Origin of the sequence: Neotabrizicola shimadae, assembly GCF_019623905.1 — a bacterium.
GTDB classification, from domain to species: Bacteria; Pseudomonadota; Alphaproteobacteria; order Rhodobacterales; family Rhodobacteraceae; genus Neotabrizicola; species Neotabrizicola shimadae.
In genome coordinates this window covers 2,667,557-2,682,124 of record NZ_CP069370.1, presented here as the reverse complement: position 1 = coordinate 2,682,124, position 14,568 = coordinate 2,667,557, and the positions used below count along the sequence as shown (strand labels likewise).

Sequence of the window (14,568 nt, the reverse complement as noted above, 5' to 3'; positions counted from 1 at the left end):
GCCTTAGCCCCGCGCGACCAGCGCCAGCGCGCGGATGGGCGAACCGGTGCCGTGTTCGATCTTCAGGGGCGCCGCGATCAGGATGGCGCCCTTGGGCGGCAGCTTGTCGAGGTTGGCGAGCGAGGCGAGGCCGAAGCAGTTGTTCTTGTGCAGAAGGTTGTGCGCCGGATAGGGCGGGGTCATGCCGCCGGCCTGGCCCGCATCGGTGCCGATGCACTGGCTGCCCCAGCCCACGATGCCCTTGGAGATGAGGTATTCGATAACCTCGGCGGTCGGCCCCGGCGTGTGCGGGCCGGTCTCGTTGGCGTTCAGGAACAGGTTCTCGTCATGGGCGCGCTTGTCCCAGTCCGAACGCAGGACCACCCATTCGCCGGCGTTGATCTGCCCATGCTTGGCTTCCCACGCCTTCACATGGTCGATGGTCAGCAGGAAATCGGGGTCGGCGCCACATTCGGCGCTGAAATCCAGCACGTTGACCGGGGCGACAAGACGCTGGACATTCAGCGTGTCGGTGAAGCCGTCCGGATAGTCCTTGCCGGTGATCCAGTGATGGGGCGCGTCGAAATGCGTGCCGGAATGTTCGCCAAGTTCCAGCCAGTTCCAGGCCCAGAAGGGGCCGTCCTTGTCGTACTCGCTGATACGGTGGATCTTCACCGGCGGGGTGTCGCGCGCGAAATCCGGCGGCAGTTTCAGAAGCGGGGTGTTCGGGCCAAGCACGCCCGTGCAATCCACCACCTCGATCCCGCCCGAGGCGAGCATCTTCGCCAGATCGTTCAGAATGGTCATCCAACTCTCCCTGTGTTGCGGCCTGCGCCTTTGCCCGGCCCTGGCGGCGCTGCGGCCGCTTGATGGAATCATGCTAGACACAATTAAATGCATTTGCAAATATCCTTGCGGCAACCGGGGAGCCGAGGCGTGAGCGAAACCTTTGATGCGGTGCTGATCGGAGCGGGCCACAATGCCCTGGCCGCTGCGCTGCACCTGTCGGCCAAGGGCTGGAAAGTCGGCGTGTTCGAGCGCAACCCGGTGGCGGGCGGTGCGGTGAAGACCGGCGAATACACCCTGCCCGGATTCCGGCATGACTGGGCGGCGATGAACCTGTCCTTGTTCGCCGGAAGTGCGTTCCACAAGGCCTATGCGGCGGAATTGGCAGGGCATGGCTGTGCCTTCGTGCCGGCGGCGCGGCCCTTCGCCTCGTCCTTTCCGGATGGGTCCTGGGTGGGCGTGTCCACCGTCGGCACGGAAACCGCCGACGCCATCGCCCGGCTTTCGGCGGCTGATTCGGAGACCTGGGCGCGGCTGATGGCCGGATTCGGCGCCGAGGCTCCGCATCTGTTCGGGCTTTTGGGCAGCCCGATGAAAATACGTGCAATTACATCTTTCATGTTCAAAACATGGCGGGCGAAGGGGCTGGCCGGGTCGGGCGACCTGGGGAAGTTCCTCTTGTCCTCGCCGCGCGAATGGCTGGACGGGACGTTCGAGCATCCTCACGTCCGGGCCATGCTGGGCGCCTGGGGGATGCATCTGGACTTTGCCCCCGATGTCGCGGGCGGGGCGCTGTTTCCCTATCTGGAGGGCATGGCGGGCCAGGCCTTCGGCATGGCGCTGGGCAAGGGTGGGGCGGACACGATCATCACCGCGCTGGTGGCGGCGATCCGGGCGCGTGGCGGCGTGGTGGAGACCGGGGCGCCGGTGGCGCGGGTGATTCATTCGGGCGGCAAGGCGACTGGGATCGAACTGGCGGATGGCCGCGTGGTGACGGCGCGGCGTGCGGTGATTGCCGGGGTGGCGCCGGGGGCGCTGCCGCGGCTGACCGGGGGCACGACGCCGGCCTTCGACGGGGCGATGGCGCGGTTTCAGCATGCGCCGGGGACGATGATGATTCACCTGGCGGTGGACCGGCTGCCGGACTGGAAGGCGGGCGAGGCGCTGAAGCAGTTTGCCTATGTGCATATCGCGCCCTCGCTGGACCAGATGGCGCGGACCTATGCCCAGGCCAAGGCCGGGCTTCTGCCGGACGAGCCGATCCTGGTGGTGGGCCAGCCCACGGTGGTGGACCCGTCGCGCGCGCCGGAGGGGCATCATGTGCTGTGGGTGCAGGTGCGCATGGCGCCGGGCGTGATTGCGGGCGATGCAGCGGGGCGGATCGGGGCGACCGACTGGGCCACCGCGGCGCGACCCTTCGCCGACCGGGCGCTGGCGATCCTGGAGGCCCATGCGCCGGGCATCGGCGAACGGATCCTCGGCCAGCAGGTGGTGACGCCCGAGGCTCTGGAGGCGGACAACCCCAACCTGGTGGGGGGCGACCAGATCTGCGGCAGCCACCATCTGGCGCAGAATTTCCTGTATCGTCCGGCGCGGGGCCATGCCGATGGCACGACCCCCATCGCCGGGCTGTTCCTCACCGGCGCGGGGGTCTGGCCCGGCGCCGGCACCGGCGCGGGGCCGGGCTATCTTCTGGCGCGGAAACTCGCCGGCGACTGAACGACAACAAGACCAACCAACAGGGAAACGACCATGAACCTCAACCGCCGCAGCCTGATGAAGCTGTCTGCCGCAACGGCCGCGCTTGGCGTGACCGGCCTGCCCATCCTGGCGCAGGAGATCGACGAACTGGTGATCGCCTATAACGTGACGCTGCCGTCCTGGGACCCGACGACAGGGCCAAGCGCGGTGAACCCGACGATCCAGGGCATCTACCAGTCGGTCTTCGACCAGTACATCCAGCAATTGCCCGACCTGAAGCCGGCGCCGGGCCTGCTGACGGCCTGGGGCTGGAACGACGACCGCACGCAGGTCTGGATGGACGTGCGCGAGGGCGTGACCTGGCATGACGGCAGCCCGTTCACCGCAGAGGATGTGGCCTGGAACCTGGCGCGCGTGGCGGACCCGGCGACGGGCAGCCCGATCCAGTTCGTCTGGGGGACGCTGGCGAACCACCGGGTCGAGGGCAACCGGGTGATTGCCGATGTGGTGCAGTTCGACCCGACGATCTTCAAGTGGATGTATTTCCTGACCGGCTACGTTCTGCCGAAGGCCTATTACGAGAAGGTGGGGGCCGAAGGGTTCGAGGCTGCACCCATCGGCACCGGGCCCTACAAGGTGGAGAAGTTCGAGCGCAACGCCTTTGTGCGGCTGAAGGCGAACGAGAGCTACTGGGGCGGCAAGCCCGAGTTCGACACGGTGACGATCAAGTTCGTGCCCGATGCGGCGGCGCGGGTGGCCGAGGTGGAATCGGGCAACAGCCATGTCACGCTGGAGATGCCCTACGAGGAATACGACCGGCTGAAGGGCGGGCCGCTGACGGGCGTGGCGCATCCGATTTCCGATATCGGGATGATCTTCATCAACGACACGGATCCGATGAAGGACCCGAACGTGCGCATGGCCGCGGCGCTGGCCATCGACAAGCAGCTGATCATCGACCGGCTTCTGTCGGGCTATGGCGTGAAGATCGACACGCTGGAGACTCCGGAATACGAGGCCTTCGATGCCTCGATCACCGTGCCTTACGACCCGGCCAAGGCGGTGGAGCTGCTGGCGGCGAGCGGCTACAGCGTGGACAATCCGGTGAAGTTCACGATCCAGACCACCAAGGGCTTCAAGCCCAAGGATTACGAGATGATCCAGGCCATCGTCGGCATGTGGCGCAAGGTGGGGATCGAGGCCGAGATCGAGGTCTACGAGATCGCCAAGCACTACGAGCTGCGCGCGGCCGACCAACTGGCGCCGATGGCCTTCTACAACTGGGGCAATTCGGTGGGCGATCCCACGACCTCGACGGGCTTTGCCATGTTCGGGCCTTCGCCGCATTCGGTCTGGGACGGCGAGGAGCTGATCGCCATGATCGGGCCCTTGTGGGGCGAGCCGGACGAGGCCAAGCGGATCGCGGGCTGGAAGGCGGTGGACAAGTACATCGCCGACAACGCGCTGGTGATCCCGGTGCTGCAATATGTGCAGCCGATCCTGGTTGCACCGGGCGTGGTGGTGACGCCGCACGCCTCGGGCGCGCTGTTGCCGGCGCTGATGAAGCGGGGCTGAGGCCCTTGCGGAGAAGCCGGGGGGCTTTGCGCCCCCCGGACCCCCCGCAGGATATTTGAGAACGGAAGAAGAGGCCTCGGGCCCGCTTCGAGATAGACGGGCACATGCGCCTTTTCCGGACCTTCCTTTTGCGGCTGGCGACCACGGCTGTCACGCTGATCGGCGTGGCGGTGATCGTGTTTGTCGTGATCCGCGTCGTTCCCGGCAATCCGATTGCCATGATGCTGCCGCCCGGCGCGACCGATGAGGACATCGCGCGGCTGAGTGCCCTTTACGGGCTGGACAAACCGATTTTCCAGCAGTTCCTGATCTGGGCGGGCGGGGTGCTGCATGGCGATTTCGGTACCTCGATCACCACGCGCCAGCCGGTGCTGGCTCTGGTGCTGGGGCGGCTGCCGGCGACGCTGGAACTGTCGATCATGGCGTTGGTGATCGCGGTCGCGATCGGCGGCACGCTCGCGCTGATGGGCACGCGGACGCGCGGCACGAAGGTGGAGGGCGCCATCGACGTGGCCAATGGCATGGCGCTGTCGATCCCAGATTTCCTGTGGGGGCTGATCCTGATCCTGGCCTTTGGCGTGCTGATGCCCGTGTTCCATATCTCGGGCCGGGTGACGCCGTCGCTGCAACTGCCGTTCACCACTGATTTCTACCTGTTCGAAAGCCTGGCTCGGCTGCGTTTCGACCTGTGGGCCGACATCGTGAGCCACATGTTCATGCCGGCCCTGGCGCTGGCGATCCCGCTTTCGGCGGTGATCGCGCAGCTGTTGAAGCAGAGCCTGAAGGAAACCATGCACCTGGATTACGTCACGCTGTCGCGCACCAAGGGCTATGGCGAGAACCATGTGATCCTGCGCGAGGCGCTGCCGAATGCGATCTTGCCGACGCTGACGCTGGTGGGGGTGCAGTTCACCTTCCTCATCGGCGGCACGGTGATCATCGAGCGGCTGTTTTCCTATGAGGGCCTGGGCAACCTGGCCATCGACGCGGTGATCAACCGCGACCTGCCGCTGATCCAGGGCATCGTGATCCTGTTCGCGGTGATCTTCACGGGCGTGAACCTGATCGTGGACCTTCTGTACACCGTGCTGAACCCGAGGCTGCGCCATGGCTGACCTGACCGATGGACGGGGCGCGGTAAAGCGCCGGGCGGGGGCGCGGCTGTGGCTGTCGGCCGGCTGGCTGACCCTGCTGGTGCTGGTGGCGGTGTTTGCGCCCCTGATCGCGCCGCAGGATCCCTTGATGCAGGACCTGATGCTGGGACGTCTGCCGCCCTTCTGGGAGGCGGGGTCGGAGCCGGGCTTCTGGCTGGGGACGGATTCGCTGGGCCGGGACGTGCTGTCGCGCATCATCTATGGCGCGCGGATCGCGCTCATGGTGGCGCTGATCGCCGGCACGGTGACCTGCCTTGTCGGCGCGACGCTTGGCCTTCTGGCCGGGTTTTTGCGGGGCTGGGTGGACCTCGTGATCTCTCGCCTGATCGACATCTGGATGGCCTTTCCGCCGGTCTTGTTTTCCATCCTGCTGGTGGCCGTGCTGGGGCCGGGGCTGCATTCGATCATCCTGGCCATCGTGCTGATCGACTGGACGCGCTTTGCCCGGGTGGTGCGGGCAGAAGCGATGGGGCAGGGGGCGATGGACTATGTCGCTTCGGCCCGCGTCGCCGGGCGGGGGCGTCTTGGCACCATGGTTCGCGAGATACTGCCCAATGTGGCGCCCACCATCGTGGTGCTTCTGACGCTGGAGATGGGCATTGCCGTGATCGTGGAGGCGATCCTGAGTTTCGTGAACCTGTCGATTTCCACCGATGCGCCGACCTGGGGCGGGATGATCGCCGAGGGGCGGACGTCCATCCACCAGGCCTGGTGGGTGCTGGTCTTTCCTTTGGTGGCTTTGTTCCTGACCGTCCTGTCCTTTTCCCAACTGGGCGAGGGGCTGAAGGACCGTTTCGACCCGGTGCTGCGATGAGCTATCTGACGATCCGCGATCTGGAGGTGCGGCTGAAGGACGGCGGGCGGCTCTTGCGCCGGGTGTCCCTTTCGGTGGCCGCGGGCGAGGTGCGGGGCCTGGTGGGCGAAAGCGGCGCGGGCAAGTCGATGATCGGCAAGGCAATCCTCGGGATCCTGCCAAGGTCGGTTGCCGTGACTGGGGGCGAGATCCTTCTGGACGGGGTGGATTTGCAGGGGTTGGCCCCGGCGGAGCGGCGGCGGCGGATCGGGGCCACCTGCGCGCTGATCCCGCAGGATCCGCTGACGGCGTTGAACCCCAGCCATCGCGTGGGGCCGCAGATCACCGACCGGCTGGTGGATATCCTGGGCTGGGAGAGGAAGCGCGCCGAGGCGCGGGCGCGGGAACTGTTGGCGGAGGTGCATATTCCCGACCCCGAGCGGGTGATGCGGGCCTATCCGCATGAACTTTCGGGCGGGATGCGGCAGCGCATCCTGATCGCCTCGGCCTTTGCGGCGGAGCCGAAGCTGATTGTCGCGGATGAACCCACCACGGCACTGGATGTGACGGTGCAGAAGCAGATCCTGAAGCTGATCAAGGAGATGCAGGAACGCCACGGCACGGCGCTTCTGTTCGTGACCCATGATCTGGGGGTGGTGTCGAAGGTCTGCCAGAGCCTGACCGTGCTTTATGCCGGGATGGTAGTGGAAGATACCGATGTGCGGTCCTTCTTCCGCGGGCCGGGCCATGCCTATTCGCGGGCGCTTCTGGCGGCGACGCCGAAATACACCGACCCCGCGGCAAGCCTGACGCCGGTGCCCGAGGCGGTGATTGCCGCCGTGCGGGCCGAGGTGGCGGCAATGGACCGGGGGGTGGCATGAGCGCGCTGTACGAGGTGGCGGAGCTGCGGCTTTCGCTGGCCGACATGACGAAGAAGCCGCTGTTCGGGGCGGCGCCGCGGCTGGAGATCCTGAAGGGGATGAGCTTCACCATCCCCAAGGGCGCGGTGATGGGGATCGTGGGCGGGTCAGGGTCCGGCAAGTCCACGCTGGGGCGCGCGCTGGTACGGCTTCTGGAGCCTTCGGCCGGCGTGATCCGGTTTGGGGGCACGGACATCACGCATCTGTCCGAGGCTGAGTTGCGGCCGCTGCGGCGGCGGTTCCAGATGATCTTTCAGGACCCGATGTCATCCTTGAACCCGCGGCATACGGTGGGAACGATCATCGCCGAACCGATGCGGCTGCACGGGTTCGACGATGTGGCGGGGCGGGTGGGTCGCGCGCTGGACCATGTGGGCCTGCCGCGCGGCTTTGCCGGGCGGTACCCGCATGAATTGTCGGGCGGGCAGCGGCAAAGGGTGGGCATCGCGCGGGCGATCGCTCTGGAGCCCGAGTTCATTCTGGCGGACGAGATCGTGTCTGGGCTGGACGTGTCGTCCCAGGCGCAGGTGCTGAACCTTCTGGAGGGGCTGGTGCGCGAGCTGGGGCTGACGCTGGCTTTCATCAGCCATGACCTTTCGGTGATCCGGCGGCTGTGTTCGCGCGTGCTGGTGCTGCACCACGGGCTGGTCGTGGAGGACCGCGAGACGGCGGCGCTGTTCGCCGCGCCGCAGGCCGCCTATACGCGCGAGCTTCTGGAGGCGATCCCGCTGCCCGACCCCGATCAGGTCTGGGCCTGAACCGGGCGGTGGTCGGCGTTGCCGCCGGCCGTGGGCAGGAAGCTTTCCAGTTTCGCGCGCACCTCGTCGGGCCAAGTCATCGAGGTGTGACTGTCCAGCCAACTGGCGGCGAGGACATGTTCCGAGGAAAACCGGAACTCCTCGCCGCAGAAGACGTTGTGACGCAGCCGCAGAGAGGAACGGCCGACCTTGAGCACCGTGATCTCGAACCGCAGGCGGTCGCCGAAGAACGAGGGTTTCGAGAAATCGCAGGAGATGTGGACGGTGGGGGTGCCCCAGCGGTCCTTCCAGATGATCTCGTGCCAGGGAAAGCCGATGTGGGTCCAGAACTCCTCGACCACGCCGTTGAGGATGTTCATGTAGGCCGGGTAATAGGCGGTGCCCGAGATGTCGCAATCGCCGAAGTTGAGCATGCGGTGCGTGATGAAGCTTGCGGCCAATGTCCCCTCCCGTGGCGTTGTCCGCGGTGATGTTCCGCGGGCATGGGCGGCACGTCAAGCGATGGCTCAGGCTGGGACGAAGAGAAGCAGCACGATCAGTTGCGGGGCAAAGATGCGCAGGCCCATGACCAGCGGATAGACGGCGGCATAGGCGATCGAGGCGGCGGGGGAGTCGGCCTGGGCATTGGCGAAGGCGAGCGCGGGCGGATCGGTCATGGAGCCGGCCAGAACGCCGCAGAGCGTGAGGTAGTTGAAGCCGAAAACCAGTCGCGCAAGGAGGCCGACGATCAGAAGCGGGGCCAGGGTGATGAGCATCCCGTAGCCCACCCAGAGAAGACCGTCGCCGTGCAGCAGCGTGTCAAGGAAGCGGTCGCCGGATTTCAGGCCGACGACGGCCAGGAACAGCACGATGCCGAATTCGCGCAGCGCGTGGTTCACGGCCGGCGGCATGACCCACATGAACGGCCCCCACCGGCCAAGGCGGCCCAGCAGGATGGCCGCGACCAGCGGGCCGCCTGCGAGGCCGAGCTTCAGGGGAACGGGAAGGCCGGGAATGGGCACGGGCAACGAGCCGAGCAGCACGCCAAGCGCGATGCCGATGAAGACGGCGGGAAAGTCCACCTGGTCCAGCCGCTGCTTCTGGTCGCCCAGGACGCCGCGGATCTGCTCCAGCGCCTCTTTCGGGCCGACAACGGTGACGATGTCGCCAAACTCCAGCGTGGCCTCGGCCTCGGCCGGAAGCTCGGTGCCGGCGCGCAGGATGCGCGAGACGGTGACGCCGAATTCCTCGGTCAGGCCAAGGGAGCGCAGCTTGCGGCCGCAGACATGCTTGTCCGTGACCACCATCCGCGTCCAGGACAGCTGGGTGCCCTTGGTGGACAGGGCGACCTCGGATTCGGTGCCAAGCACCAGTTGCATGGCGTGCAGCCTTTCGGCGGGGCCCACGAGGTGCAGCACATCGCCCACCCGGACCCGGCTGTCGCGGCGGGGCACGATCAGATCGCCTGCGGATTTCATGCGCGATGCCACGACGCCCTGATCGAAGAGGCCGGGCACCTCGCCGAGCGTCAGTCCGTCGAAATTTTCGTTGCGGATCACCACGTCCAGCGAGGGCAGGGCGCTTGGGCCGCGGCGGCGCTGCGCGTCCCAGGCGGCGGCTTCGGCGGCGACATCGACCTGAGCGAGCTGGCGGACCAGCATCATCGACAGAAGGATGCCGGCGATGCCGAAGGGATAGGTCATGGCATAGCCGAGCGAGGGCTGCGAGACGTCGGCCTGGCTGGCGCCGAGGTCGGCCAGGGTCTGCGTGGCCGCGCCAAGGCCAGGCGTGTTCGTCACGGCGCCCGACATTAGGCCCACGAGAGCGGGCACGGGAACGGCAAAGACCCAGTGCACCGTCAGGGTCACGGCCACGCCCAAAAGGACGACGGCGGCGGCGGCAAGGTTTAGCTGCATCCCCGACCGGCGCAGCGAGGCAAAGAAGCCGGGGCCGACCTGGATGCCGATGGTGAAGACGAAGAGTATCAGCCCGAACTCGCGGACGAAATCCAGCATCTCGATGTTGTAGTCGAGGCCAAGCCGGGCCGAGAGGTCGCCCACCACGATTCCGGCGAACAGAACACCCCCGATCCCAAGCCCGACGCCCTTGTATTCAAGACGGCCAAGCAGAAGGCCAAGCGTGGCGCTGAGCGCAAGCGCCGCGACGGCCAGTGCCACATCGCTGAGGCTGAACAGGGCAAGCACCATCGCATTCTCCTGCATCCGCCGGGCTTTGGCCCGAATGGGCCGGCGGTCCGGCGCCGACCCGGTCATCGCCTGCGGAGGTCGCTCCGTCCGGCCGCGATGCCCGTTCCGTATCGCTTTTCAACGCAAACCGCACCATGCGCGCGTGCCGCACCCTGCGGTTTCCGGCAACTTCGACCTGCAAGGGGCGAAAAAGCCACAATTTTGGCAGTCGGCAGGCACGGGCGTCACGCTTTTCTGGACCGGTGCGGCGATGCCCGCTATCCTGACCGTCAATAGGGGCGACAGACCCCGAGGTTGAGGCATGAATGGCGTATCCCGAGCGGTTCTCGAACCTGCCTGACTACGCGTTTCCGCGCTTGCGGAAGCTGCTGGATTCGCATGCTCCGGGCGGCGAACCCATTGCCATGACCATCGGCGAGCCGCGTCACCCCATGCCCGATTTCGTGGCGCCCGTGATGGCCGAGGCGATGGCGGGCTTTGGCGTCTATCCCCCGAACGATGGCACGCCAGAGCTTCTGGCGGCCATTTCCGCCTGGATCGCGCGCCGGCATGGCGCGACGGTCGGGACCGACCGCATCATGGCGCTGAACGGCACGCGCGAGGGGCTGTTCAACGCGGCTGTGGCGCTTTGCCCCGAGACCAAGGGCGGCAAGCGGCCCGTGGTGCTTATGCCGAACCCGTTCTACCAGGCCTATGCCATGGCGGCGCTGACCGTGGGGGCCGAGCCTGTCTATGTGCCGGCCACGGCGGAAACCGGGTTCCTGCCGGATTATGAAAGCCTGGCCCCCGAGGTTCTGGACCGGGTGGCGCTGGCCTTTCTGTGCACGCCCGCCAATCCGCAGGGCGCCGTCGCGCCGCGGGATTACCTGGAACGGCTGCTGGCCCTGGCCGAGCGGCACGATTTCCGCGTGCTGTCGGACGAATGCTATTCCGAGATCTGGCGCGAGGCGCCGCCGCCCGGCGTGATGGGAGTGGCGGCTGCGGTCGCCGCCGACCCCGAGCGGGTCTTCATGTTCCAGTCGCTGTCCAAGCGGTCGAACCTGCCGGGGCTGCGGTCGGGCTTTGTGGCCGGCGGCGCCGAGGGAATCCGCCGCATCCGCCAGCTGCGCGCCTATGCCGGGGCTCCCCTGCCGCTGCCCCTGCAGCGCGTGAGCGAGCGGGCCTGGGCGGACGAAGCGCATGTCGAGGCGAGCCTGGCGCTTTACCACGCGAAGTTTGCCGCGGCGGACGCGGTTTTCCGGGGGGCGAACGGCTATCGCCCGCCCGATGGCGGCTTTTTCCTGTGGCTGCCGGTGCCCGAACAGATGGGCGACGGCGAGGCGGCGGCCTTGAAGCTTTGGGTTGAAACGGGGGTCCGGGTTCTTCCGGGCGCCTATCTTTCGCGCGAGGTCGGGGGGATGAACCCCGGCGCGCGCTATGTGCGGGTCGCGCTCGTGGCCCCGATCGACGAAATGCAGCGCGGGCTTACCAGGCTTCGCGACTGTCTTTACGGGTGAGGCGAACGGTCATGGCATCCTATCAGGCACGGCAGCGCGATCCGCTTCTGGACCGGAACATGCAGGCGACCCTGGAACGCCGCGGGCGAGAGCTGATCGGCATGGTGCTGATCGCGCTGGCCGCGGCGCTGGCGGCGGTGCTGTGGTCCTATTCGCCCGAGGATCCGGGCTGGCTGGTGGCAACGGCCGAACCTGCGCAGAACCTGCTGGGGCATTTCGGGGCCTCCGTCGCCTCGACGCTGATGGTCATCGGCGGCATGGGCGCCTGGTCGGTGCCGCTGATCATCCTGGCCTGGGGCGTGCGCTACATGCTGCATCTGGGCTCAGACCGGGCGGCGGGCCGCGTGGTCTTTGCCGTCATCACCGCGGCGCTGGCCGCCGTCTATTGCGCGACGCTGGTGCCGGGGCCGGACTGGCCCCATGCCTTTGGCCTTGGCGGCCTGTTCGGCGACACCGTGCTGGGTGCCGTGCTGGGGCTGGTGCCGGTGGGGTCGGGCTTCGGACTGAAGCTGCTGTCGGCGGCCACTGGCCTGGGGCTGGTGGCGATGATGCTGTTCGTGACCGGCTTCGATCAAGGCGAGCTGAAGGCCATTGCCCGGTTCCTGATGGTGGGCGTGGTGGTCTGCTATCAGGGCATCATCACCGTTTTGGGCCAGGGTCTGGCCGGTTCGGCCAAGGCGGCGGTGGCGATGAAGGATCATGCCGCAGCCAAGAAGGCGAGCCTGGCCGAACGCGCGGCCGAGCGGGCCGAGCGCCGGGCGGCCGAACAGGCCGAGGCCGCGCGGCAGGCGGCACTTGCGCCGCCGCCGATGCCGGTTTCGGCGCCCGTGCCACTGAAGGCCGGTCGCGTGGCGCGCGCCGCGACTCCGGTGCAGCTGGTCGAAGAGGTCGAGCCGGCGCCCGAACCCGTGGCCGAGCCGCAGCCGAAATGGTCGCTGCGCCGGTTCATGCCGCAGGCGGCCGAACCTGCGATGCTGCCGGAACCGGCGCCCGCCCCCGCGCCGCAATGGGGCCGGCCAGAGGCGCTGCGCGCCGAGCCGCGCGTGACCGAACCGCCGCGCGCCAAGGTGGGCCTGCTGGCCAGGGTGCAGAACCGCCTGCGCATGGCCGAAGCCGCGCCCGAGCCGATGGAACCGATGGTGCTGGCCGATGACCTGCCGCCCGAAGAACGCATCAAGGCGCGCATCTCGGATGTGATCCGGTCGCGCGCCAACCACGGCCAGATGCCGTTGAATCCGGTGACTGCCGCCGTGCAGCGGCGTGAACCGCCGGTCGCGCGCCGCGAACGGCCCCAACCCCTGCTGGCCGACACGCGCCGCGTCGTGCCCCAGGTGCCCGCCGATCCGGCCATGGCGCCCGCGCCGCTGACCGCGACCCGTCCTGCCCCCGCCGCCGCGCCCGCTCCGGCGCCGGCCCAGTCCGCGCGCCTGGCCGAACCCGTGGTGACGCGCCGCGCCCCACCGCCCGCCGCTCCCGCGCCGGCCCCCGTGCCGGCCCCCGTGCCGCAGGTGATGGCCGAGGTCGAGGAGGACGAGATCGTCAACGCCTTCGCCGTGCAGGAATGGGAGGACGAGGCTCCCGTCCAGCGCCCCGCTGCCCTGCCCGAACGCAAGGCGGTGGTGCAGCACGCGCCGAAAAAGCCGGTGCAGCCCTCGACCCGCGCGGTGGCCGAGGCACAGCCCCGCCTGCGGTTCGACGAGCCGGCCCCGGCCTATGAACTGCCGCCGCTGTCGCTGCTGGCCAACCCCGGCACGATCCAGCGCCATGCGCTGTCGGATGAGGCGCTGGAAGAAAACGCCCGGATGCTGGAAAACGTGCTGGACGACTATGGCGTCAAAGGCGAGATCGTCGCCGTGCGCCCCGGCCCCGTGGTCACGCTTTACGAACTGGAACCGGCGCCGGGCCTGAAGGCAAGCCGGGTGATCGGCCTGGCCGATGATATCGCCCGGTCGATGTCGGCGCTGTCGGCGCGCGTCTCGACCGTGCCGGGGCGATCCGTCATCGGCATCGAACTGCCCAATGCGCACCGCGAGAAGGTGCTCTTGCGCGAGATCCTGTCGGCCCGCGACTTCGGCGACAGCAACATGCGGCTGCCGCTGGCGCTCGGCAAGGACATCGCGGGCGAGCCCATCGTGACCAACCTCGCCAAGATGCCCCACCTGCTGATCGCGGGGACCACGGGGTCCGGCAAGTCGGTGGCGATCAACACCATGATCCTGTCGCTGCTCTACAAGCTCTCGCCCGAAGAGTGCCGGCTGATCATGATCGACCCGAAGATGCTGGAACTTTCCGTATATGACGGCATCCCGCACCTTCTTTCCCCCGTCGTGACCGATCCGAAGAAGGCCGTGGTGGCGCTGAAATGGGTCGTCTCCGAGATGGAGGAGCGCTATCGCAAGATGTCCAAGATGGGCGTGCGCAACATCGAAGGCTACAACGGCCGCGTCCGCGAGGCGCTGGCCAATGGCGAGATGTTCAAGCGTACGATCCAGACCGGCTTTGACGAGGATACCGGCGAGCCGGTGTTCGAGACCGACGAATTCCAGCCCGTCGCTCTGCCCTATATCGTGGTCATCGTCGATGAAATGGCCGACCTGATGATGGTGGCCGGCAAGGAGATCGAAGCCTGTATCCAGCGGCTGGCGCAGATGGCGCGGGCCTCTGGCATCCACCTCATCATGGCGACTCAGCGGCCTTCGGTCGACGTGATCACCGGCACGATCAAGGCGAACTTCCCCACCCGGATTTCCTTCCAGGTGACCTCCAAGATCGACAGCCGCACCATCCTGGGCGAACAGGGTGCCGAACAGCTGCTGGGCATGGGCGACATGCTTTACATGGCTGGCGGCGGTCGCATCAACCGCGTGCATGGTCCCTTCGTGTCCGACGAGGAAGTCGAGGAGATCGTCACCTACCTCAAGAGCTTCGGCCCGCCGCAATACATGTCGGGCGTGGTCGAGGGGCCGGATGACGAGGTGGCCGATTCCATCGACGCCGTCCTGGGACTGGGCGGCGGTGAAGGCAGCGACGACGCGCTTTACGACCAGGCGGTGGCCATCGTGGCCAAGGACCGCAAGTGCTCGACCTCCTATATCCAGCGCAAGCTGGGCATCGGCTACAACAAGGCCGCGCGCCTGGTGGAGCAGATGGAGGACCAGGGCGTCGTCACTCCGGCCAACCATGTGGGCAAGCGCGAGATCCTCATTCCCGAGGCGTAAGG

11 protein-coding genes are annotated in these 14,568 nt (G+C 67.5%); 8 read left to right on the top strand and 3 right to left on the bottom strand.

Going from position 1 to position 14,568, the window contains the following annotated elements; all coding sequences use genetic code 11:
* Window positions 1-3 precede the first annotated feature (3 nt).
* A complete protein-coding gene (locus JO391_RS13055) occupies window positions 4-786 on the bottom strand; it encodes a cyclase family protein (RefSeq protein ID WP_220660912.1) in 783 nt (260 codons plus the stop codon).
* Window positions 787-915: 129 nt separating this feature from the next.
* Between JO391_RS13055 and JO391_RS13050 the strand changes: the two genes are divergently transcribed.
* The 6 genes from JO391_RS13050 to JO391_RS13025 all read left to right on the top strand — a co-directional run bounded on the left by JO391_RS13050 (window position 916) and on the right by JO391_RS13025 (window position 7,666).
* Window positions 916-2,484 carry a phytoene desaturase family protein gene (locus JO391_RS13050; protein WP_220660911.1) on the top strand — a complete coding sequence of 523 codons (1,569 nt, stop codon included), beginning with the start codon at window positions 916-918 and terminating at the stop codon, window positions 2,482-2,484.
* 33 nt (window positions 2,485-2,517) lie between these two features.
* The gene (locus JO391_RS13045) at window positions 2,518-4,041 is read left to right on the top strand and encodes an ABC transporter substrate-binding protein (protein ID WP_220660910.1); all 1,524 of its coding nucleotides are present in this window, start codon (window positions 2,518-2,520) and stop codon (window positions 4,039-4,041) included.
* Between the two features lie 104 nt (window positions 4,042-4,145).
* Complete coding sequence (locus tag JO391_RS13040) at window positions 4,146-5,156, top strand: ABC transporter permease (RefSeq protein ID WP_220660909.1); 1,011 nt, start codon at window positions 4,146-4,148, stop codon at window positions 5,154-5,156.
* Window positions 5,149-6,009: an ABC transporter permease gene (locus JO391_RS13035; RefSeq protein ID WP_259444697.1), complete on the top strand. Its 861-nt coding sequence runs from the start codon at window positions 5,149-5,151 to the stop codon at window positions 6,007-6,009. Before JO391_RS13040 ends, JO391_RS13035 begins: the two co-directional genes overlap by 8 nt.
* Entirely contained in the window at window positions 6,006-6,869 is an 864-nt protein-coding gene (locus JO391_RS13030) for an ABC transporter ATP-binding protein (RefSeq protein ID WP_220660908.1), read from the top strand. Before JO391_RS13035 ends, JO391_RS13030 begins: the two co-directional genes overlap by 4 nt.
* Window positions 6,866-7,666 (top strand): ATP-binding cassette domain-containing protein, encoded by an 801-nt coding sequence (locus JO391_RS13025; protein ID WP_259444696.1) that lies wholly within the window; start codon window positions 6,866-6,868, stop codon window positions 7,664-7,666. Before JO391_RS13030 ends, JO391_RS13025 begins: the two co-directional genes overlap by 4 nt.
* Here the strand turns inward: JO391_RS13025 and JO391_RS13020 are convergent.
* A complete protein-coding gene (locus tag JO391_RS13020; protein ID WP_220660907.1) occupies window positions 7,651-8,106 on the bottom strand; it encodes an acyl-CoA thioesterase in 456 nt (151 codons plus the stop codon). The two genes, JO391_RS13025 and JO391_RS13020, sit on opposite strands and share 16 nt — an antisense overlap.
* A 66-nt stretch (window positions 8,107-8,172) precedes the next feature.
* On the bottom strand, window positions 8,173-9,852 hold the full coding sequence (locus JO391_RS13015) for a putative transporter (protein WP_220660906.1): 1,680 nt from the start codon (window positions 9,850-9,852) through the stop codon (window positions 8,173-8,175).
* 305 nt (window positions 9,853-10,157) lie between these two features.
* On the opposite strand from JO391_RS13015, the gene JO391_RS13010 reads away from it, so the two are divergent.
* Window positions 10,158-11,348: an aminotransferase class I/II-fold pyridoxal phosphate-dependent enzyme gene (locus JO391_RS13010; protein WP_220660905.1), complete on the top strand. Its 1,191-nt coding sequence runs from the start codon at window positions 10,158-10,160 to the stop codon at window positions 11,346-11,348.
* 11 nt (window positions 11,349-11,359) lie between these two features.
* A complete protein-coding gene (locus JO391_RS13005) occupies window positions 11,360-14,566 on the top strand; it encodes a DNA translocase FtsK (protein ID WP_220660904.1) in 3,207 nt (1,068 codons plus the stop codon).
* Window positions 14,567-14,568: the final 2 nt, after the last annotated feature.

Excerpts from the sequence above, each read along its gene's own strand:
- JO391_RS13055 (WP_220660912.1), bottom strand. The coding sequence starts at position 786 with ATGACCATTCTGAACGATCTGGCGAAGATGCTCGCCTCGGGCGGGATC.
- JO391_RS13045 (WP_220660910.1), top strand. The coding sequence starts at position 2,518 with ATGAACCTCAACCGCCGCAGCCTGATGAAGCTGTCTGCCGCAACGGCC.
- JO391_RS13040 (WP_220660909.1), top strand. The coding sequence starts at position 4,146 with ATGCGCCTTTTCCGGACCTTCCTTTTGCGGCTGGCGACCACGGCTGTC.
- JO391_RS13035 (WP_259444697.1), top strand. The coding sequence starts at position 5,149 with ATGGCTGACCTGACCGATGGACGGGGCGCGGTAAAGCGCCGGGCGGGG.
- JO391_RS13030 (WP_220660908.1), top strand. The coding sequence starts at position 6,006 with ATGAGCTATCTGACGATCCGCGATCTGGAGGTGCGGCTGAAGGACGGC.
- JO391_RS13025 (WP_259444696.1), top strand. The coding sequence starts at position 6,866 with ATGAGCGCGCTGTACGAGGTGGCGGAGCTGCGGCTTTCGCTGGCCGAC.
- JO391_RS13015 (WP_220660906.1), bottom strand. The coding sequence starts at position 9,852 with ATGGTGCTTGCCCTGTTCAGCCTCAGCGATGTGGCACTGGCCGTCGCG.
- JO391_RS13010 (WP_220660905.1), top strand. The coding sequence starts at position 10,158 with ATGGCGTATCCCGAGCGGTTCTCGAACCTGCCTGACTACGCGTTTCCG.
- JO391_RS13005 (WP_220660904.1), top strand. The coding sequence starts at position 11,360 with ATGGCATCCTATCAGGCACGGCAGCGCGATCCGCTTCTGGACCGGAAC.